This is a genomic window from Halorubrum xinjiangense (assembly GCF_900102375.1).
Classification (GTDB): Archaea; Halobacteriota; Halobacteria; order Halobacteriales; family Haloferacaceae; genus Halorubrum; species Halorubrum xinjiangense.
Map to the genome: position 1 here is coordinate 39,793 of NZ_FNBO01000004.1, position 19,070 is coordinate 58,862.

A 19,070-nucleotide genomic window follows, 5' to 3' on the forward strand; every position below is an offset into this window, starting at 1 on the left:
TCGCCGCGGAGTCCCGGATCACGTCTCGCCTAAGACCTATCCTGTCGGTGCGACTCGATCTTAATGACCGGGCTGCCGTCGCGGTCGGCGATGATCGTGGCCGTCGTCGTGTCCGCCTCGAACTGGAGGGTCATCTTGAGGTTGTTCTCCTGGAACAACCCGTCGAGCGCGTCCGCGTTGATGTCTTCGCTGATGACCCACCGTTGTTCGAGCACGTCCTCGTCGTGCGCCTCCGCGACCGCCGTCACGACCTCCGTGCTCAGCTCCTCGTCCTCGTCGGGCTCGTAGTAGAACTCCCTCGAGTCTCCCATACGCACGATGCCGTCGCCGGCGGCAAGTCGGTTGTTACCAGCCGGTATCGGGGTAGTCTCGTGTCGGCCCCGACGGAGCCAGAACGCATCGCCGGCCGCGGCAAAGCGCGACCGCACCGCCGACCGCACCGGCGGCCGCGGGTCGTGCCCCCGTCACGAACCGCAGACACCCCCCTAGGACTCGTACTCGGCCCAGATGTACCGCGTGCCGTAGCTCCGGTAGGGGCGCCACGCCTCGCCGATCTCGCGCATCTCCGCGCGCGACAGCGCCTCGCCGTCGTTGTAGACCTGCTCGATCCCCTTCCGCACCGCCAGATCGCCGAGCGGGAGCACGTCTTCGCGCCCGAGCGCGAAGATGAGGTACATCCGCGCGGTCCACGCGCCGACGCCACGTATCTCGGTGAGCCGGTCCACGACCGCCTCATCGCTCACGCCGGCCAGCCCCTCTCGGGTGAAGTCGCGCTCGTCGTCGCGGAACGCGGCCGCGACGTTGCGCAGGTACTCGACCTTCGTGCCGCTGAGGCCGGCCTCGCGCAACGCGTCCTCGTCGGCGGCGAGGACGCGCTCGGGCGTCGGGTCGCCGCCGAGCACGTCCAGGAACCGCTCGCGGATCGCGTTCGCGGAGGCGGTTGAGAGCTGCTGGTTTACGATCGAGGTACAGAGCCGGGCGAACTCGTCGGCCGCGGGCGCGACGTCGAGCGGGCCGTGCCGGTCGACTAGCGCCGCCATCGTCGGGTCCTCGCGCAGCGTCGCCGCCACGTCGTCGTCCATGTCTGGGAGATGGGGCCGCGGGCAGGAGTACAGTTCGGTTCGGCTGTTCCGCGTCGCCCGAATAAACTAACGGTGCGTTTCGCGTTTGGAAGATGAAAACGTTCAACCATGACGGTTCCGACCGTTCGAGTATGCAACTCGAAGACGTCCAGCGTGTGACGGTGCTTGGCGCCGGGAACATGGGCCACGGTATCGCAGAAGTAGCCGCGCTCGCCGGCTACGACGTGTCGCTCCGCGACATCAACGACGAGCTCGTCCAGGAGGGGTACGACCAGATCGAGTGGTCGCTCGGCAAGCTCGCCGAGAAGGACCGGATCGGCGACGACGAGGCCGACGCCGCGCTCGACCGCGTCGACGCGTTCGTCGACCTCGAGGACGCGCTCGACGGTGCCGACGTCGTTGTCGAGGTGGTCCCCGAGAAGATGGCTATCAAGAAGGACGTGTACGACGAGGTCGTCGAGTTCGCGCCCGACGAGGCCGTCTTCGTCACCAACACCTCCAGCCTCTCTATCACCGAGCTGTCGGAGGTCACCGACCGCCCCGAGCGCTTCTGCGGCATGCACTTCTTCAACCCACCGGTGCGGATGGACCTCGTCGAGGTCATCTCCGGGAAACACACCTCGGAGGACACCCTCGAACTGATCGAGGGGCTCGCGGAGTCGATGGGGAAGACCCCCGTCCGCGTCCGGAAGGACAGCCCGGGCTTCATCGTCAACCGCATCCTCGTGCCCCTGATGAACGAGGCGGCGTGGATCGTCGAGTCCGGCGACGCGACGATGGAGGCGGTCGACTCCACCACGAAGTTCGACATGGGCCTGCCGATGGGCTCGTTCGAGCTCGCCGACCAGGTCGGCATCGACGTGGGCTACCACGTGTTGGAGTACATGCACGAGGTCCTCGGTGACGCCTACCGGCCCTGCCCGCTGCTCGGCGAGAAGGTCGAAGCGGAGGACCTCGGCAAGAAGACGGGCAAGGGCTTCTACGACTACGAGGACGGCGACGGCGCCCAGATCCCGAGCGACGCGCTCGATGACGACGTCCGCCGCCGCCTGCTCGCGGTGATGGCCAACGAGACGGCCGGCCTCATCGGCAACGACGTGGCCGACGCCGACGACATCGACGAGGCCGTCAAGCTCGGCGCGGGCTTCCCCGACGGTCCGGCCAAGCTCGCGGACGAGGAGGGGCTCGACGCCTTAGTCGAGACGCTCGACGCGCTCGCCGAGGAGACCGGCGAGGCGCGCTACGAGGCGACCGACTACCTCCGCGAGGCCGCCGAGTCCGGCGGGTTCCGCGGCGGCGCCGGAGGTGGAGACGCGGGCGACGCGGACGGCGGCCCCGACTACGAGGTGCTGAACGTCGAGGTTGCGGACCGCGTCGGCCACGTCGAGATCGACCGCCCGCACCGGATGAACACGATAAGCGGCGAGGTGCTCGACGAGCTCGCCGACGCGATCGACCAGCTCGACGCCGACGACGACGTGCGGGCGATCCTGCTGTCCGGCGCCGGCGACCGCGCCTTCTCCGCGGGCGCGGACGTCCAGAGCATGGCCGCCGGCGGCGCCGACCCGATTCACGCGGTCGAGCTGTCGCGGCAGGGCCAGCAGACGTTCGGCAAGTTAGAGGAGTCCGACAAACCCGTGATCGCCGCCATCGACGGCTACTGTCTCGGCGGCGGGATGGAGCTCGCGACCGCGGCGGACATGCGGATCGCTTCCGAGCGCTCCGAGCTCGGCCAGCCCGAGCTCGACCTCGGCCTGCTGCCGGGGTGGGGGGGCACGCAGCGGCTCGCCCGGATCGTCGGCGAGGGCCGCGCGAAGGAGATCATCCTCACCGCCGACCGTTACGACGCCGAGACGATGGCCGACTACGACTTCGTCAACGAGGTCGTCCCCGGCGACGAGCTCGACGAGCGGGCCCAAGAGCTGGCCGAGCAGCTCGCCGGCGGCCCGCCGATCGCCCAGAAGTACACGAAGCGCGCGATCCACGCCGGGCGGACGGATAACGAAGCCGGCCTCGAAGTGGAGGCGATGGGCTTCGGCCACGTGATGAACACCGACGACCTCATCGAGGGGGTCACGGCGTTCATGGGCGACGGCGAGCCCGAGTTCGAAGGGAAATAAGGCGCGAGCGGGTCGGCCGTGGTAGTGGAAACGGTCGCGTCTCCGACCGCGCATTTATAAGTGATTACTCGCGGAGTGCCAACGAACACCACTGAAGCCCTAGTCTCTCAGCCGGAAGACGATACTTGTTATAAACAACTGATCGACATGAACACCACCGAAGCCCCAGCCGCGAGGCGAGCGCACACTCGTTGCGCTCCTCGCTCGTTCGCTCTGCTCACTCGCTGCGGTGCTTACGTCATCTGCGCTCGCCTCGCGGCTGCCCCTTCGAATCCCACCCCGCACAGCACCGCAACCGCGCCTCACGCCTCCCCAGCCTCGTCGCTGGCACCCTCCGCTTCGCTCCGGGAGCCAGCGACTCCCTCGCGCGTGCGGTTCGCGGCCAGCGGCCGCTCACCGGCACGCGCCACTGGGAAAAACTGACATTCCCATCTGGGGTCCGGTCGCTGCCGGCTATTTAAATACAGTCGCGGTTGCTGGGAACGACGGCGACCGACCGAATTCGAGAGTTAAACGTAGCCTTCCTCGACGAGCAGTTCGCCGTTGAGGAGGGAGGCGCCGGCCGCGCCGCGGATCGTGTTGTGCGCGAGGCAGTTGTACTTCGCGCCGGTGTCGGTGGTCTGAACGCCGCCGGCGACGATCCCCATCCCGTCCGCGTACGTGCGGTCGAGGCGGGGCTGCGGGCGCTCGGGCTCGTCCTCGCCGAACACCTTGATCAGCTGGTCGGGCGAGCTCGGGAGGTCGCCGGCGCCCTCGAACGAGCGCATCGCCTCGCGGAGGTCCTCCGGCGAGGGGTCGTCAGCGAACTCGGCGAAGACGTTCTCCAGGTGGCCGTCGAGCGTCGGGATCCGGTTACAGGAGGCGGCCACGTCGGCATCGTGGAGGCTGACCTCGGCGCCGTCGAACTCGCCGAGCAGCTTCCGCGACTCAGTCTCCATCTTCGCCTCCTCGCCGCCGATGTGCGGGATGGCGTTGTCGATGATCTCCATCGAGGTGACGCCGGAGTAGCCGGCCCCCGAAACTGCCTGAAGCGTCGAGACGCGGACGCTTTCGAGGCCGAACTCGTCGATCGCCGCGAGCGTCGGCACCATCGTGATCGTCGAGCAGTTGGGGTTCTTCACGAGGGCGCCGTCCCAGCCGCGCTCGTCGCGCTGGACCTCGATGAGGTCGAGGTGGCCGGGGTTGATCTCGGGGATCGTGAGCGGCACGTCCGCCGCCATGCGATCGTTCGAGGAGTTCGAGGAGACGACGTATCCCTCCTCTAAGAAGGCCGGCTCGACCTCGGCCGCGACGTCCGAGGGGAGCGAGGAGAACAGAAGGTCGACGTCGGCGTCGGCGACGCCAGCGGGCGTCGTCTCCGCGACCTCCATCTCGGCGACGGCCTCCGGGATCGGGGTGTTCACGCGCCACTTGGCCGCCTCGCGGTAGCTCTTGCCCGCGCTCTCCGAGCTCGCGGTGACCGCGGCGAGGTCGAAGGTCGGGTGGTCGTCGAGCAACTGGATGAATCGCTGGCCCACGGCGCCCGTCGCGCCGAGGATGCCGACTCGGACTGACATTGCGCGAGGGTCCGTGACAGGGACGTAAGTGCGTTCGGATAGCCGTCGATACCGCCGGTCGCGGCCGGCGTCGCATCCGCGGGTCGGCCCGATCCCGCCGCGGTCTTGCGATTAGCTCCGTTAGGGAACGCATTATCGATGGGGATGCGTGGCACTAACACGCTACGTCCGAGTTCGGGGTCCGCTCGGTCGTCCCGCCGCTGCTCGCCGTCGCGCTGGCGATCGTCACCCGCGAGGCGATCCTCTCGCTGTTCCTCGGCAGCTGGTCGGGCGCCGTGGTATACACGGGCGGGCTCGGGATCGTCCAGACGTTCGACTGGATCGTCGCAGGACCGACCCCGCCTCGGTCTCGGAGCCGCAGGCGGACAACGGCGAGCGCGTGGTCGGCGCCGGGACCGAAAAGGACTGAGCGACCCGACCGTTTAACCCCACTCGCCGGCTAGCCGGACTCGCGCGCCATTAGTCCCCGCCCGAGTACTCCCCGATGGGAGCGATGACAGCGCGGAGAACCCAGGCGCGTTACACCGGTCGCACACGCGACCCGCCCGTCGCCGCGCAGGCGACCGCCCGCCACGAGGGTTTCCCGGTCGACGCGGCACGCCGCCGGAGATGAGACCGGTCGTTAGTGTCGCGGGCGACATCACAACCGATAGACGCTTCTCCAGCGTCCGCGGTCCGAAGTCGGTATCGACTCGCTACCAACTCAGAGGGCAGACGTCTCTTCGACGGCTTCGACGACTCGGTCCAGAAAGTCAGCCTCGTACCGCTCTCCGACGTGGTTGATATTCCAGAGGCCCGACTCGGCGATCTCGCGTCGGGGGCTCTCACGGCCGAGCCAGTCGTCGTCCCGGGGGTCGATCGACTCAGTTCCATCGTTGCTGACGAGCGCGATCGCGTTGCGCTCGACGTAGGCCCGGTCGCTCTCTGGCCCCGGTTCGTCGTCGATTTCGACCCACAGAAACGGAAGGTCACGGACGTATCGGCTGACGCGCCGTTCGTGGTCCAGTTCGGCGAGCCGTCGCTCTCGCTTCGCGCCGGAGCCGTCGCCCCAGTGCGGGTACTCGTCGTGACGGTCGTCGCGTTCGATCATCGCCTCGCCGACGCGCTTGCGGAACACCGACCCGCGGTGGTTTCCGCCGCCCTCGTAGGTCCCGCTGTTCGCGCCGCGGTGTGTCCGGAGCCGGTCCCACAGCGACGTGCCGGAGCCGGAGGAGACGGCGTGGGTTCCAACTCGGGTGAGTCGCGGCTGGTCTGTCGACTCCCGCGTCTCGTCGGCGGCGAAAAAGAAGTAGACGCCGCGTTCGGGCCAGTCCATGTAACCGGTACAGTCTCGGAGTCGCCGCGGTCCGCCGGTTCGCTCCGCGAGATCGTCGAACAACTCATAGAGCCGATCGACGTCGGCCGCCCGTGACATTAGTTGATGTTCAAATAGAGCGGATAAAACATGCGGGGTGTTCGGGGCAGTGTTCGGGAGTTACCGGGGTTGTATGCTAGTGTTCCCAGATTTCACAGATTCGCTTGGGTCAGTTTCACGCACCAGCGGCCGACCCCGTCACCCCGAATCGCGTAACACCAGCGGCCCGATCGCGAGCGTCCGCTTCGCGAGGGTCAGGACGCGGAGCAGGTAGGAAACGAAAAGCGAGAACGGGAGGAGCGTGACCGCGAACGCGCCCGCGACGACGAGCGTCACGTGGTCGACCCCGAGCGTCCGACCGGGGAACGTTCCGGCGTCGACGACAGAGAGGGCGAGGCCCGCGACGAGCAGCGCCGGCACCGCGGCGTAGAGGATGAGCCGCGAGAGGTCGATCAGCGCCCACTGGAAGTACAGCGTCTTGACGTGTTCGCGGGCGGGACCGAACAGCGACAGCGACTCCGTCAGCTCCCCGAGGCGGTCGCGCTCGTCGTCGGTGAGCGCCTCGTCGTGATCCGCGACGAGACGCTCGACCCCCGCCATTTTCGGGCCGTAGTCGAAGTTGAGCGCGGCGAACACGACGTCGAAGGAGCCGAACTCGGCGCCGTCGAGCTGCCCGCGCACGGCGGTAGCGTTCTCGATGACTCCTTCAGCGAGGTCGTCGACGTCCTCTCGGAGCGCGGCCCGGTCCGACCTGTCGCCCCCAGCTCCCCGGTCGTTCACCGAGTCACGGAGCTCTTCGGCGCGTTCCGCCGCAGCGCCAAGGATCGCGTCGAGGAACGCGGCCGGGTCAGTCGGGGTCGGCGCGCCGGTCAGGGCCGCGATGTCGTCCCGGACCGCGAGCGTGGCGTCCATGCGCTCCTGTTGGTCGCCGAGGGGACCGTTCTCCCCTGTGAGCACGAGCTGCCCGATGGTGACGACGAGCGTCGCCCCCGTGACGATGGCCGTGATCATCGAGGCGAACAGCGTCTCGATCGGGTCGCTCGCGCCGACCTTCTCCGCGAGCGACGGCGAGAGCCCGACGGCGACGGCGACGAACACGACGAAGATCGCGAGCGTCAGGACCGCCACGACGACGAGTCGGTCCGCGCGCAACAGCAGCCAGAGCTTCGCGCGGTTCTCGCCGGCGCGCTCGCGCATCGTGTCGGCGGTGTCGGTGTCGCTTTCGGCGGCGTCCCCGCTTGCCGACCCTCCTGGCGACCCCTCTGTGGACCCGCTCATCGCGGGTCGGCGCGCACGGAGCGGTCGTCGACGTAGCGGGTCGCGTCCGCCACCCAGATCACGGCGGCGCCGACGGCACCGACCCCCGAGGGCTGCCGGAGCGTCCCGCGTCGAGTCGCCGCCGTCTCACGTCCGTCCATGACGGGAGTGACGACTCGCGAGCGGCATATAAGTACGCGGGCGCTACGGAGCCGACCGAAGGGACGAACTCGGCAGACCGGTCTTCACACCGCCGTTCGAGAACCGAGACGCACAGCGGTCGAGAGCGTCGACTGTCCGGATTTCGGGCGTCGGGTGACGCGAGGGGCCGCCGGAGACGCTGGCGACACCCGGGAGGGGACGGCGACACAAGCCACAACACCGCGCCCGACGAAGGAGCGGTAATGTCGAAAGCCGCCGGCGCCGCCGTCACCCTCGTTCGCAACGCCACGGTTCTCGTGACCGTGGGCGAGACGACCTTTCTCGTCGATCCGCTGTTCGCCTCGCAGGGCGCGCTCCCGCCGATCGATAACACCCCGAACGACCGGCGGAACCCGCTCGTCCCGATGCCAGAAGTCGACCGCTCGCACGACGCGGTGGTCGTCACCCACCGCCACCCGGACCACTTCGACGACGCGGCGGCGGCGGAACTCGACGCCGACGTGCCGCTGTTCTGCCAGCCCGCCGAGGCGGACGCGTTCGCGGAGGACGGCTTCACCGACGTGCGACCCGTCGAGGGCGAGGCGTCGTTCGACGGCGTCACGCTCCACCGGACGCCCGGCCGGCACGGGCACGGGGAGCTGGCCGAGCGGATGGGGCCCGTCTCCGGGTTCGTCTTCGAGGGCGAGGAGACGCTGTACCTCGCCGGCGACACGGTCTGGTACGAACCCGTCGCGGAGACGCTCGCGCGGTTCGACCCCGACGCCGTTATTCTCAACGGCGGCGCGGCGCGGTTCACCCAAGGCGAGCCGATCACGATGGGCGTCGACGACGTCGCGGCCGTACGCGAGGCCACCGACGCCGCGGTCGCCGTAGTCCACATGGAGGCGATCAACCACTGTCTGCTCTCGCGCGACGAGCTCAGAGCGGAGACGGAGGGCGTGTCAGTCCCCGAGGACGGAGAGCGGATTGAGTTCTAAAGAGAGCTTTCTTAGAAGGCTACCACCACTGCGCCGAAGGAAGCACTAAAAAACAGCAATTTATAAGATAGCTTGTAATTATGCCGCGGCAGTCCGAATTCATTGGGAAATCACACGAGAAGCTCACACGGGATCTGCTGAACAGCGATCAGACCCAGAACGATACGGAAGAGCAGTTATCGAAACTTGATAAGACGAATAGGGACCGGGTACGGATCGCTTCGGAAAAGAGTGCCGAGTACATTCGTCAAAAGACGGATTTTCCGATTGCCGAGGCCGAAGAAGTCGGTGACAAATTAAAAGCCGGAAGTAGCGACACGGACCTCAGAGTGTTCGGACCGAACGGACAGCGAAAACCCTTCTCGTTAAAGATCGATTCAGGAACGACAACGAACGTCCGGAACCCGACGCTTCGATCGCTATCTCGTGGCATTTTTGATCAGAAACTCAGCGAACTTCTCACAGACGAAGAGCACGATCGGCTCGGGAGGCTCACATCGCAGTACGCGACCGGAAAGATTCCTTCGACAATGAACGGGGAACTGCTCGATATTATGGAGCCAAAATTCATTGACTTCCGGAATCGCAACGAGAGCGCGCTGCGGAAAGCGCTGTTAGACGAGATGCGACTGGAAACCAACTTAGTAGCATGTAAAGTAACAGGAACAGCTAACTTTGATGGGTTTTTCTCGACGAATCAGCCGATATTTGAGCGTTTTAACTCAGGTGACGGAAAGCTGGATATATATACTAAATCCACCAATAACAGCTCGCTGTTCTTTGCGCTGGATAATGAGGATCTCCTCCAAATAGCGATGTACGGACAGTCGCAGGGGAGTGAATCGAAACCGGGAGCCAGGGCAGTGATACGCGTCGCATTCGGGGACGCAGAAGAGCTTGAGTAGTTGGGCAACGTTGCGTCCGGGCGAAAGAGTTCGAGAGCCCGAATCGAACGAAAATCACAATTCACTCGATTCAAAACGGGTTGCTGCGGCTCGCGGTGTTGCTCGCCGCGAGAAGGTCCGGGTGCGAGAATCGAACCCGCGTCTCAGCCTCCACAAGGCTGAAGGATAGTCCACTACCCTAACCCGGACACGCGTCGAAATGTACCCCGCTTCGGTAAATAACGGTTACGACTCCCGGACGGGCGTGGCATCGAGTGGCGTCCGATGCGGAGCGCCCGGGCGGGGCGCCGCTCGCATCTCCGATCACCGCGTCGCTTTTGAGGGCCGCGGGCGTATCGAGAGGTAACTGTGGCCTTTACCGACAAGATCTACGTGAAGAACCACCGGCAGCTCGCCTCTCAGCTGGAGGCGAACATCCCGAAGGGGGCGTTCGCCGGCGCCACCCTCGACCTGCTTTTCACCGGCGACGGCCTCTCGAAGCTGGACGAGACGACCCGGGACCGCGTCCTCGACTTCGCCGAGGACTTCCTCGACTGTAGCTGTGACGCGAACCCCTACTGCGGCTGTCCCGAGGAGAAGTTCATGCGCTACGTCCTCGAACTGCGCGCCGAGGGGCTCGGCCCGCAGGCCATCGTCGACGTGATGACCGACGATTACATGGTGTACGCGTACACCGGTGACGTGCTCTCCTTCCTCGACGACGCGGTGCGGAACCTGGAGGCCGTCGAGACGCTCGCCGACGTCGACGGCAACGCGGAGATGTCCGAGCGGGCGCGGACGGCGAAGCGCGATTTATCCGGCTGAAACTGACGGTGAGCGGTTTCGGCGGCTGGTTGGGTCGATATACTATGCTGCTAGCAACGGCGAACACCGCCAAAGCCCCAGCCGCTCGTTTATAAATATGTACTGACGGCGGATCGACCGTGAAGGCCTCCAAAGCCCCAGCCGGGAGGCGGGCGCACGCTCGTTGTGCTCCTCACTCGGTCGCTCACTCCGTTCGCTCCCTCGTTGCGGTGCTTACTTCGCCTGCGCCCGCCTCCCGGCTGCCCCTTTGAGTCCCACCCCGCACCGCGACCGCACCTCAGGCCTCCCCAGCCTCGTCGGCCGGCCTCCGCTTCGCTCCGGCCGCCCGACTCCCTCGCGCGTGCTGTCGCCGGCGCTTCGCGCCGGCTTCCAGAGGGACCTTCGGTCCCTCGCGGCTCGGCCGCGGGGCGGCCTCGCAGGCACGCAGGGAGGCGCGACGCGCCTCTTACAGCCGGCGGCTCTGCCGCCGGCGACGCCACCGCAGTTCATTTATAAGTAGTTCTGTCGAATATCGACCGACTGGCTTCCCGAGCGCGGGGAGCGGCCGAACGGTCTAAGTACGCGCGCGCCCGAAATCGGCCAATGAGTCTTCGGCCCGCGTGGCTAACGTTTAGGCGATACGCGGCGGCGACGACGGGGATGACGCTCGTCCTCTTCTCGCTCGGCGTCTACACCGCGGCGACCGGCTCCGGACTGGCGTGTCAGGCCCAGTGGCCGCTGTGTTCGGACCAGCTGATTCCGGCGCTCACGATCAACCCCGACTTCATCGAGTGGTTCCACCGGGCGTGGGCGATGGTCACCGGCTTCCTCATCATCGGAGTCGCCGGGTGGACCTGGCTTGGGTCCGGGTTCGAGCGCCGGACCAAGCTCGCTGCGATGCTGGCGGTCGCGATCTTACCGCTCCAGATCACTGTCGGCGCGATCACCGTCACCCTCGGCGGGCTCGTCCCCGGCGGGTACACCGTGTCGACTCACGCCGCGCACCTGATCGTGGCGCTGACGATCTTCACGCTGCTCGGCCTGGCGACGATCTGGGGCGGCGGGCGCGGGAACGCGCGGCTGCTCCGCGCCGCCGCGGGGATCGCCGTCGCCGGGATCGTCGCCAGCGCGGTCTTCTCGCGCGCGGTGCCGTTCCTCACCTACGCGCCGCCCGCGCAGGCCGCCTTCTACGTCACCGGGCTCGCCGGGCACCTCGGGCTCGTCGCGACGATCGCGTACGCGACGCAGGCGGCTCGGAGCCGCTACGACGGGCTCGACACCGGAACGGCGGGCACCGTCCGCGCGCTCGCCGCGGGGTCGATGGCCGCGCTCGTCGGGACGCTGCTGCTCGGCCGGGACCTCGTGTTGTACACGGCGACGTGGCAACAGATTAACCTCGTCGCGCTGGGCGTCGCGGTCGCGCTCGCCGCGGGCGCGGCATGGACCCTCCGCGGCGCCGACGAGATGCGCGACGGTACCGCGCCGATCGGCGGCGACTGACCGCGCCGATGGGCGGCGACTGACCGCGCCGATCGGCGACAACTGACGGCGCTGTTCGGCGGCGGGTCGGTTGGCTACCACCGCGTGTGTCCGGAACGACCCTGTCAGATCCCCGGCGTGTGGCAAATATTGCTTATCTTCGGTCGAAACGTTGAAACCGTGATCAGCCGAGCAACGGTGTATGGACGAACGCAGTTCCCTGAACCGGAGACAGTACCTGACCGCTGTCGGAGCGAGCGGCCTGGCGGCCACCGCTGGCTGCATCGGCGGCGGCGGAGACGACGGCGGCGAGACGATCACCATCGGCTCGGACATCCCGTACGCGCCCTTCGAGTACCGAAACGAGGCCGGCGATCTCATCGGGTTCGACGTCGAGATCGCCGAGGCCGTGTTCGGCGAGCAGCTCGACCTGAACTACGAGTTCCAGGAGACCTCCTTCGACGGGATCATCGCGTCGCTGAACAACGCGAACTTCCGCGTCATCATGAGCGCGATGACGATCAACGAGTCGCGCGCCGAGCGGGTCGACTTCTCCGACCCGTACTTCACCGCGTACCAGACCGTCCTCGTGTTGGAGGACGGTGATATCTCGTCCCGCGAGGACCTCCGGGGCGAGGCGGTCGGCGTCCAGCGCGGAACGACCGGAGAGGCCGCCGCCGAGGACCTCCAAGAGGAGTTCGACGGCGAACTCCAGATCGAAAGCTACGACCAGATCAACGGCGCGTTCGACGCGCTGCTCAACAACCAGGTGTCGGCGGTCATCAACGACAACACGGTGAGCGGCGAGTTCGCCGCGGAGAACGACGGCGTCGTCTTCCTCGAAGGCGACGGGGTCGCGGCCGACCAGGAGGACGCACCGCCGTACCTCACGCTGACGATCGAGAACTACGGGATCGCGTTCCGGCAGGACGACGACGAGTTCCGGGAGGAGGTCAACGGAGCCCTCCAAGCGATCCGCGACAACGGGACGTACGACGAGATCTACGACGAGTACTTCGAGGCCTGAGCCTTCGACTCTCGTCGGTTTAATCTGATACCCAATGGCAACACAGACCGAATCGGAGTCGAGCGGCGGCGTACTGATGCGCGACCGGCTAGTGAAGCGGGTCGGCGAGGTGGCCGCCGGCGGGTTCGTGCTGGCTATCGGCGGACTGCTGGTCTGGATCCTCTCGACGCAGGTCAACTACGAGCTGCTCTCCTCGCCGCTCATCGCCCGGCGGTTCGCGGAGGCGTTCTTCCTCGTCGTCCAGATCGTCGTGATTTCGAGCCTGCTTTCGGTGTCGCTCGGCGTCCTCGTGGGACTGGGGCGGATCTCGACGTCGAACGTCACCGGACGGATCGCGAAGGGTTACGTCGAGTTCTTCCGCGGCACGCCGCTCCTCTTTCAGCTGTTCGTGATCTACTTCGGCGTGCCCCGTCTGTGGGCGACCGGGGAGTTCCCCTTCTCGGACTGGGCGATCCCGGCCGCGATCATCGGACTCACGCTGAATCACGGCGCGTACGTCGGCGAGGCCATCCGCGGGGGGATCGACGCCGTGCCGGACGGACAGATGGAGGCGGCGCGGTCGCTCGGGATGTCCCGGGTGATGGCGCTGCGGGAGGTCGTGCTCCCACAGGCGTGGCGGAACGCGCTCGCGGCCATCGGGAACGACCAGATCATCCTCGTGAAGGACACCTCGCTGCTGACCGTCATCGCCGTCCCGGAGATCATGAGCGTGTTCCGCAACATCAACAGCAACCAACTGGACCCGTGGACCCCGCTCGTGTGGGTGTGCGTGCTCTACCTCGCGATCACGATGTCGATGAGCCAGCTCGTCAACGGACTGGAGCGCCGGTCGGACTGGGGGTCTGACAGCCGGATGTTCGGTCGGCTGTCGGGGCTCGGCTCCGGCGACGACGCGGACGGAGGTGAAAAAGCGTGACGGGCCCGCTCGTGGAGTTCGACGGCGTCGACAAGTCGTTCGGGGACACGCAGGTGCTGTACGACGTCGACCTCTCGGTCGACGAGGGAGAAGTCGTCGTCGTCATCGGCCCCTCCGGCTCTGGGAAGTCGACGCTGCTCCGCTGTGCGAACCGGCTGGAGGAGATACAGGGCGGCGACATCCGCCTCGACGGGCGGTCGGTGATCGAGACGGACGTCAACGCGATCCGACAGCAGATCGGGATGGTGTTCCAGTCGTTCAACCTCTTCCCGCACAAGACCGCACTGGAGAACGTCGCGCTCGCGCCTGAAAAGGTGAAAAGCGAGACGGGGGCCGAAGCGAAGGAGGACGCAGCGGACCTCCTCGACCGGGTCGGACTCGCCGACCAAGCCGACTCGTACCCCGGCGCGCTCTCGGGCGGGCAACAGCAGCGCGTCGCCATCGCTCGCGCGCTCGCGATGGAACCGAAGGTGATGCTGTTCGACGAGGTGACGAGCGCGCTCGACCCCGAGCTGGTCGGCGAAGTGCTCGACGTGATCGAAGGACTCGCGGCCGACGGGATGACGATGGTCCTCGTCACCCACGAGATGGGGTTCGCCCGCGAGGTCGGCGACCGGATCGTCCTGATGGCCGACGGCCGGGTCGTCGAGCGGAGCGAGACGCAGTCGTTCTTCGACGAGCCGTCGACCGATCGCGGCCGACAGTTCCTCTCCCGGCTGCTGTGAGCGGCTACTCAGAGCTCAGAACTCGGTGACGACCTCGACGCCGCGCGCGTCGTACTCGTCCATCGCCGCCAGCCGGTCCGAGACCGCCGACAACGACAGTTCCCGGGAGACCAGTTCGCCGGGGTCGATCCCCGTCGCCTCGATCAGCGCGAACAGGTCCGGATAGCTCGTCGGCGGCATGCCGCGCGAGCCGAGAAAGGAGATCTCCCATCGGGTCATCCAGTCGGTCGGCAGCGACACCTCGCCGCGCTCGGCGTCCGTGGTGAGCCCGACCTGGACGTGCGTGCCCCGCGGACGCAGCGACCGGACCGAGTTCCGACAGGTCTCCGCGATCCCCAAGGCGTCGAGGGAGATGTCGGCGCCGCCGTCGGTGCGGTCGCGGATGCGCTCGGGCACCGAACTCTCTTCTGGCAGCGATTCGGGGTTCACGGTCTCGGCCGCGCCGAACTCGGTCGCGAGCGCGAGGGCCTCGTCGTCGACGTCGACCGCGATCACGCGCGCGCCGAGCGCCGCGGCGATCTGGACCGCGGAGAGCCCGACGCCCCCGCAGCCGTGGACGGCGACGGCGTCGCCGCCGCCGACGGTCGTCCGCTCGGCGAGGGCGTGGTAGGCGGTCATGTACCGACAGCCGAGCGCCGCGGCCGCGGTCGCGTCGAGCCAGTCGGGACGCTCGACGAGGTTGTAGTCGGCCGCCGGGACCGCCACGCGCTCCGCGAACGCCCCCGGGGCCGCGGCCTCGAACCCGAGCGCGCGCCCGTCCTCGCAGACGTTGCCGGCCCCGCGGCGGCAGTGCGGGCAGGTGCCGTCGCCGAGCGAGAAGGGGACGACCACGCGGTCGCCCGGGCGGAACCGGTCCACCTCGTCGCCGACCGCGGCGACCTCGCCGGCCGGCTCGTGGCCGAGGACCTGCCCGCGGGGGACGCGGTCGTCCGCCCACTCGCCGTGGCCGGCCCACGCGTGCCAGTCGCTGCGACAGACGCCGCAGGCGTCCACGCGGACGACTGCGCCGTCGGGGTCGGGCTCGGGGGCGGGGAGTTCGCGGACCGCGAGCGGCTCGCCGTACTCTCGGAGGATCGCTGCGCGCATACGGCGATCGTTCGACGGACGCGACAAAGGTCTCCCGGGGAGTCGGCCCGCCAGTACGATTATTTCGCTCGTTTTTGACTTTATCTCAGTGTCTGACACATGATAGGCGAGTAAGGTTTATGAGTTCCGGATAGCCTCGTTGACACGTGCGACAGATGGAACGGCGCCCCGGTATCGCTTACCATCGGCCGGAGGGAGACCCCTCTCGGTTCGTGATCGAGGCGGCCGGCGAGTCGCGGCTCGACGCTCCGGAACGGCCAGACGGCGGGTGGCTCGACTGCGTGGCCGGCGAGGACCGCGACCGGCTGCGCGAGGCGCTCGATGACGGTCCCGTCGACGTCGTGTATCGGGTCGCCGCCGACGGGAAGCCGCAGTGGGTCCACGAGCGCGGGCGAACGACCGACGGCGGCGACGTGGTGGGGTACCTCTTCCTCGCTGACGAGCGTGTCGAGCGGCGGAAGCGGCTGGAGCGCCAGCGCGAGCGGCTCGAGGAGTTCGCGAGCGTTGTGAGCCACGACCTCCGGAATCCGCTCTCCGTCGCGGTCGGCAACGTCGAACTGGCCGCGGAGCTGGACGGCGAAGCGTCGACCGAGCGGTTGGAGCGCACGCTCGACGCGCTCGACCGCATGGACGATCTCATCGGAGACCTCCTGACGCTGGCCCGAGAGGGGAAGACGGTCGACGCTGCCGAGCCCGCCGACCTGCGATCGGTCGTCGAGCGCGCGTGGAGAACGGCGGGCGAACCGGCCGGCGCTGCGCTCGCGATCGACGGATCCCTCGGAACGATCCGATGCGACCCCGACAGGGTTCGACAGGGGCTCGAGAACCTCTTCCGGAACGCGATCGAACACGGCGCGCCCGACGCGGACGCGCCCGATACGGTCGCGCCGGGTTCGAGAGCGGAGCGCGACGACGCCCGGAGGGAATCCGACGACGCCGCGGTCCGCGTCCGCGTGGGGCGGACCGACGAGGGGTTCTACGTCGCGGACGACGGGCCGGGGATCGACTCCGACCAACTGGAGGCCGTCTTCGAGCCGGGATACACGACGGCGCCGGACGGCACGGGCTTCGGGCTGGCGATAGTCGAGCGGATCGCTGCGGCGCACGAGTGGAGCGTCTCCGTGACGGAGAGCCGCGAGGGCGGCGCCCGATTCGAGTTCCGCTGTGGAGACTCGATCGAGGCCGCCGGGGCGAGCGAGAGCGAGTCAGAGCCGAACTCGCCTCGGCTCAGCGACGGCGGGAAGCGGTGACCGGCCGCCGAACCCGAATCACATGAAGTCGGTCAGGCCAGCCTGATCGTCGTCCTCCTCCTCGTCGCTCGCTGAGTCGTCCGCCGCGGCCGAATCCCCCCCGGAGTCGCTCCGGTCGCTCCCGCCGGCGATCGCGCCGGAGTCGTCGCCGTCGCGATCCGCACTCTCGGAAGCGGCCGCGTCGGCAGCGTCGTCTCGACGGCCGGCCGCGCCGAGCGCGAAGGCGCCGTCGGCGTGCTCCTCGATCAGCTCCTCGCGGCGGGCTTGCGCGTCCTCGACGATCGAGGCGACCTTGTTCGTCGACTCGCCGGAGCCGGTGACGAAGGCGACGCCAGCCTCCTCGAGGTCGTAGGCCGCCGCCATCGCGACGGTCAGCTCGCGGGGCTTACAGTGGTGGGTGACGGTCTCGAGGAACGGCAACACCTCGCGCCGGGCGGTCGCGACGCTACAGCCGCTCGCGGCCGCGATCTTGCCGACGACCTCGTCCGCGGTGGCGTCCGACGAGGACCAGAACTGCGGGCGGCCGTACCGGGTCCACCCGCCCTTCTCGCCGTCGCGGGCGGCCGCAACGCCCGCGGCCGCGTTATCGGTCGCGTAGCGCCAGTAGGAGTAGTTCTGCGTGGCGCGCACACGGCCGAGCCACACGTCCGCGTTGGCGAGGAAGTCGTACGCGCGGACCGCCTCCGTCGGCTCGTACACGTCGAGGACGTTGTTCTCGATCCACCGCATCAGGTCGTCTGGCGTCTCGTCGACGGCGTACGCCGACTGGAGCGCCTCCTCGGCGGACTCCTCTTTGAGGACCGCGTCGAGGAACGGGAACAGCCCCAACGCCTTGTCGCGGTCGCCGGTGACCACGTCCGCGACCGTGATCGAGTCGCGGCCCTGTGTGGCGGCCTGGAGGTCGTTGATCGCGCCCCGGAGGTCGCCGCGGTTCCCCTCCGCGATCTGCTGGAGGGCGTCCGACTCGAACTCGATTCCCTCCTTGCGGCAGACGTCGCGGAGGACGGGGACGATCGAGCGCGCGGAGACGTCGCGGAACTCGATCTCCTGCGTGGCGTTCCGGAGCCCGCGCGACATGTCGTAGTAGTCGTTGGCGATGAGGACGATCGGCTGGCCCGACTCCTTCACCAGCTTCGTGATCGCGCTCGCGCCGCCGCGGTCGTAGTTGCCGTGGATGTTGTCGGCCTCGTCCAAGATGACGAGCTGACGCGAGGCGGTGTCGCCGCCGCCCGCGCCGCCCCCGGCCGCACTCCCGCCGAGAGTGGCGTTGCGCGCGGCCCGGCCCGCGAACCGCTCGATGACGTCGGCGGTTCGCTGGTCGGAGGCGTTGAGCTCGACGGTCTCCCAGCCCATGTCGTTCGCGAGCGCGTGCGCCGCGCTCGTTTTCCCGACGCCCGGGCTGCCGTGGAGGACGACCGCCTCGCGGTGGTCATCCCACGAGCGGGCCCACTCCGCGAACGCGTCGCGGGCCTTGTCGTTGCCGCGCACCTCCGAGAGCGTGCTCGGGCGGTACTTCTCCGTCCAGTCGGCCATTACCGGAGCAAGGAGCGAGCCGCGTTTAGTGGTTGCGGACGGTGTCCGGAGCGGCCCCCTCACGACCCGGACGCCCTGCGCTACCGCCTCGAATCGGTGTTCGAGTGGCGTTTTCGAGGCGAGGTCCCGAGTAAGCGAGGCTTACGCATTCAATTTTCGTCGGTGATACTCATGCCATTAAGTACATAAGCGCGGTCCGCATCTCTCCACGTAACCAGCAACCGATCGGAACGGAGCTGAGAGCCGATTCGGCCATGGCACACGAGGCTCTCACTCCCGTTCCCCGGTGAATCGCTGGGTTCAACTATGAAACCACGCAACCAACCCAATTCGGACGACCGCGCGGTGAGCCCCGTTATCGGGGTCATCCTGATGGTCGCGATTACAGTCATCCTGGCGGCCGTCATCGGGACGTTCGTCCTCGGCCTCGGCGATCAGTTAGGCGACACCGCGCCGCAGGCGAGCTTTACAATCGAGAGTAACTCGACATCCGAGATCACCGTAACCAAGACCGGCGGTCAGCCGATCGAAGGGTCTAATCTCGTGGTCTCTGTAGACGGACAGCGGGATGGAGATTTCGGAAGCGGTTCCTGGGAGAGTGGTGAACGGAGAAATGCCACTATTTCGAACATCAGTCCCGCTCCGAGCGGAGACGCTACAGTTCGGATCATCCACGACCCGAGCGGGAACGCGATCTACGAGGATACGTGGGACTTCAGCTAATCGCGTAGCTACCCAGCCGTCTCTGTCGGTTTCTATTTTTGTGCCGTCCTGCGAGAACGAACAACATCCGATACGAGGTATTCCAAGTCGATCGATTCCGATTACTCGTCGTATCTCAAGAGACCTACAGGAGAT

At 67.5% G+C, this 19,070-nt stretch carries 18 protein-coding genes and 1 tRNA gene; 10 read left to right on the forward strand and 9 right to left on the reverse strand.

Features of this window, described 5'->3' with window-relative positions; genetic code table 11:
* Nucleotides 1-29 precede the first annotated feature (29 nt).
* Together F3H13_RS06080 and F3H13_RS06085 are read right to left on the reverse strand one after the other, a co-directional pair.
* Complete coding sequence (locus F3H13_RS06080; RefSeq protein ID WP_149798161.1) at nt 30-311, reverse strand: HalOD1 output domain-containing protein; 282 nt, start codon at nt 309-311, stop codon at nt 30-32.
* A 174-nt stretch (nt 312-485) separates the two neighbouring features.
* Nucleotides 486-1,082, reverse strand: a complete 597-nt coding sequence (locus tag F3H13_RS06085) for a DNA-3-methyladenine glycosylase family protein (protein WP_149798162.1) — start codon at nt 1,080-1,082, stop codon at nt 486-488.
* 131 nt (nt 1,083-1,213) lie between these two features.
* On the opposite strand from F3H13_RS06085, the gene F3H13_RS06090 reads away from it, so the two are divergent.
* Nucleotides 1,214-3,202: a 3-hydroxyacyl-CoA dehydrogenase/enoyl-CoA hydratase family protein gene (locus tag F3H13_RS06090; protein ID WP_149798163.1), complete on the forward strand. Its 1,989-nt coding sequence runs from the start codon at nt 1,214-1,216 to the stop codon at nt 3,200-3,202.
* Nucleotides 3,203-3,711: 509 nt separating this feature from the next.
* Here F3H13_RS06090 and asd read toward each other — a convergent pair.
* From asd to F3H13_RS16135, 4 genes are all read right to left on the reverse strand, one after another.
* On the reverse strand, nt 3,712-4,758 hold the full coding sequence (gene asd / locus F3H13_RS06095) for an aspartate-semialdehyde dehydrogenase (RefSeq protein WP_149798164.1): 1,047 nt from the start codon (nt 4,756-4,758) through the stop codon (nt 3,712-3,714).
* Nucleotides 4,759-5,461: 703 nt separating this feature from the next.
* A complete protein-coding gene (locus F3H13_RS06100; protein ID WP_149798165.1) occupies nt 5,462-6,172 on the reverse strand; it encodes a hypothetical protein in 711 nt (236 codons plus the stop codon).
* Between the two features lie 138 nt (nt 6,173-6,310).
* Nucleotides 6,311-7,390 (reverse strand): hypothetical protein, encoded by a 1,080-nt coding sequence (locus F3H13_RS06105; protein ID WP_149798166.1) that lies wholly within the window; start codon nt 7,388-7,390, stop codon nt 6,311-6,313.
* Nucleotides 7,387-7,530, reverse strand: coding sequence for a hypothetical protein (locus F3H13_RS16135; protein ID WP_188128008.1), 144 nt, complete (start codon nt 7,528-7,530; stop codon nt 7,387-7,389). The genes F3H13_RS06105 and F3H13_RS16135 overlap by 4 nt, the downstream gene beginning before the upstream one ends.
* 243 nt (nt 7,531-7,773) lie before the next feature.
* Between F3H13_RS16135 and F3H13_RS06110 the strand changes: the two genes are divergently transcribed.
* Nucleotides 7,774-8,508: an MBL fold metallo-hydrolase gene (locus F3H13_RS06110; RefSeq protein WP_149798167.1), complete on the forward strand. Its 735-nt coding sequence runs from the start codon at nt 7,774-7,776 to the stop codon at nt 8,506-8,508.
* Between the two features lie 80 nt (nt 8,509-8,588).
* Nucleotides 8,589-9,413, forward strand: coding sequence for a hypothetical protein (locus F3H13_RS06115; RefSeq protein WP_149798168.1), 825 nt, complete (start codon nt 8,589-8,591; stop codon nt 9,411-9,413).
* A gap of 115 nt (nt 9,414-9,528) precedes the next feature.
* On the opposite strand, the gene F3H13_RS06120 is transcribed toward F3H13_RS06115, so the two are convergent.
* A tRNA-His gene (locus F3H13_RS06120) sits at nt 9,529-9,601 on the reverse strand.
* Nucleotides 9,602-9,761: 160 nt separating this feature from the next.
* On the opposite strand from F3H13_RS06120, the gene F3H13_RS06125 reads away from it, so the two are divergent.
* The 5 genes from F3H13_RS06125 to F3H13_RS06145 all read left to right on the forward strand — a co-directional run bounded on the left by F3H13_RS06125 (nt 9,762) and on the right by F3H13_RS06145 (nt 14,343).
* A complete protein-coding gene (locus tag F3H13_RS06125) occupies nt 9,762-10,217 on the forward strand; it encodes a DUF5814 domain-containing protein (RefSeq protein WP_149798169.1) in 456 nt (151 codons plus the stop codon).
* Between the two features lie 582 nt (nt 10,218-10,799).
* On the forward strand, nt 10,800-11,696 hold the full coding sequence (locus F3H13_RS06130) for a COX15/CtaA family protein (RefSeq protein ID WP_149798170.1): 897 nt from the start codon (nt 10,800-10,802) through the stop codon (nt 11,694-11,696).
* Nucleotides 11,697-11,877: 181 nt separating this feature from the next.
* Entirely contained in the window at nt 11,878-12,702 is an 825-nt protein-coding gene (locus F3H13_RS06135; protein WP_149798171.1) for a basic amino acid ABC transporter substrate-binding protein, read from the forward strand.
* A gap of 76 nt (nt 12,703-12,778) precedes the next feature.
* Nucleotides 12,779-13,618, forward strand: coding sequence for an amino acid ABC transporter permease (locus tag F3H13_RS06140; protein WP_149798361.1), 840 nt, complete (start codon nt 12,779-12,781; stop codon nt 13,616-13,618).
* A complete protein-coding gene (locus tag F3H13_RS06145) occupies nt 13,615-14,343 on the forward strand; it encodes an amino acid ABC transporter ATP-binding protein (protein WP_149798172.1) in 729 nt (242 codons plus the stop codon). The genes F3H13_RS06140 and F3H13_RS06145 overlap by 4 nt, the downstream gene beginning before the upstream one ends.
* 15 nt (nt 14,344-14,358) lie before the next feature.
* On the opposite strand, the gene F3H13_RS06150 is transcribed toward F3H13_RS06145, so the two are convergent.
* The gene (locus F3H13_RS06150) at nt 14,359-15,429 is read right to left on the reverse strand and encodes a zinc-dependent alcohol dehydrogenase family protein (RefSeq protein WP_149798173.1); all 1,071 of its coding nucleotides are present in this window, start codon (nt 15,427-15,429) and stop codon (nt 14,359-14,361) included.
* A gap of 155 nt (nt 15,430-15,584) precedes the next feature.
* Here F3H13_RS06150 and F3H13_RS06155 point away from each other — a divergent pair, with 155 nt between their 5' ends.
* On the forward strand, nt 15,585-16,679 hold the full coding sequence (locus tag F3H13_RS06155) for a sensor histidine kinase (protein ID WP_149798362.1): 1,095 nt from the start codon (nt 15,585-15,587) through the stop codon (nt 16,677-16,679).
* An 18-nt stretch (nt 16,680-16,697) separates the two neighbouring features.
* Here the strand turns inward: F3H13_RS06155 and F3H13_RS06160 are convergent, their stop codons facing one another.
* The gene (locus tag F3H13_RS06160) at nt 16,698-18,212 is read right to left on the reverse strand and encodes a replication factor C large subunit (protein ID WP_149798174.1); all 1,515 of its coding nucleotides are present in this window, start codon (nt 18,210-18,212) and stop codon (nt 16,698-16,700) included.
* 306 nt (nt 18,213-18,518) lie between these two features.
* Between F3H13_RS06160 and F3H13_RS06165 the strand changes: the two genes are divergently transcribed.
* A complete protein-coding gene (locus tag F3H13_RS06165; RefSeq protein WP_149798363.1) occupies nt 18,519-18,935 on the forward strand; it encodes a type IV pilin in 417 nt (138 codons plus the stop codon).
* Nucleotides 18,936-19,070: the final 135 nt, after the last annotated feature.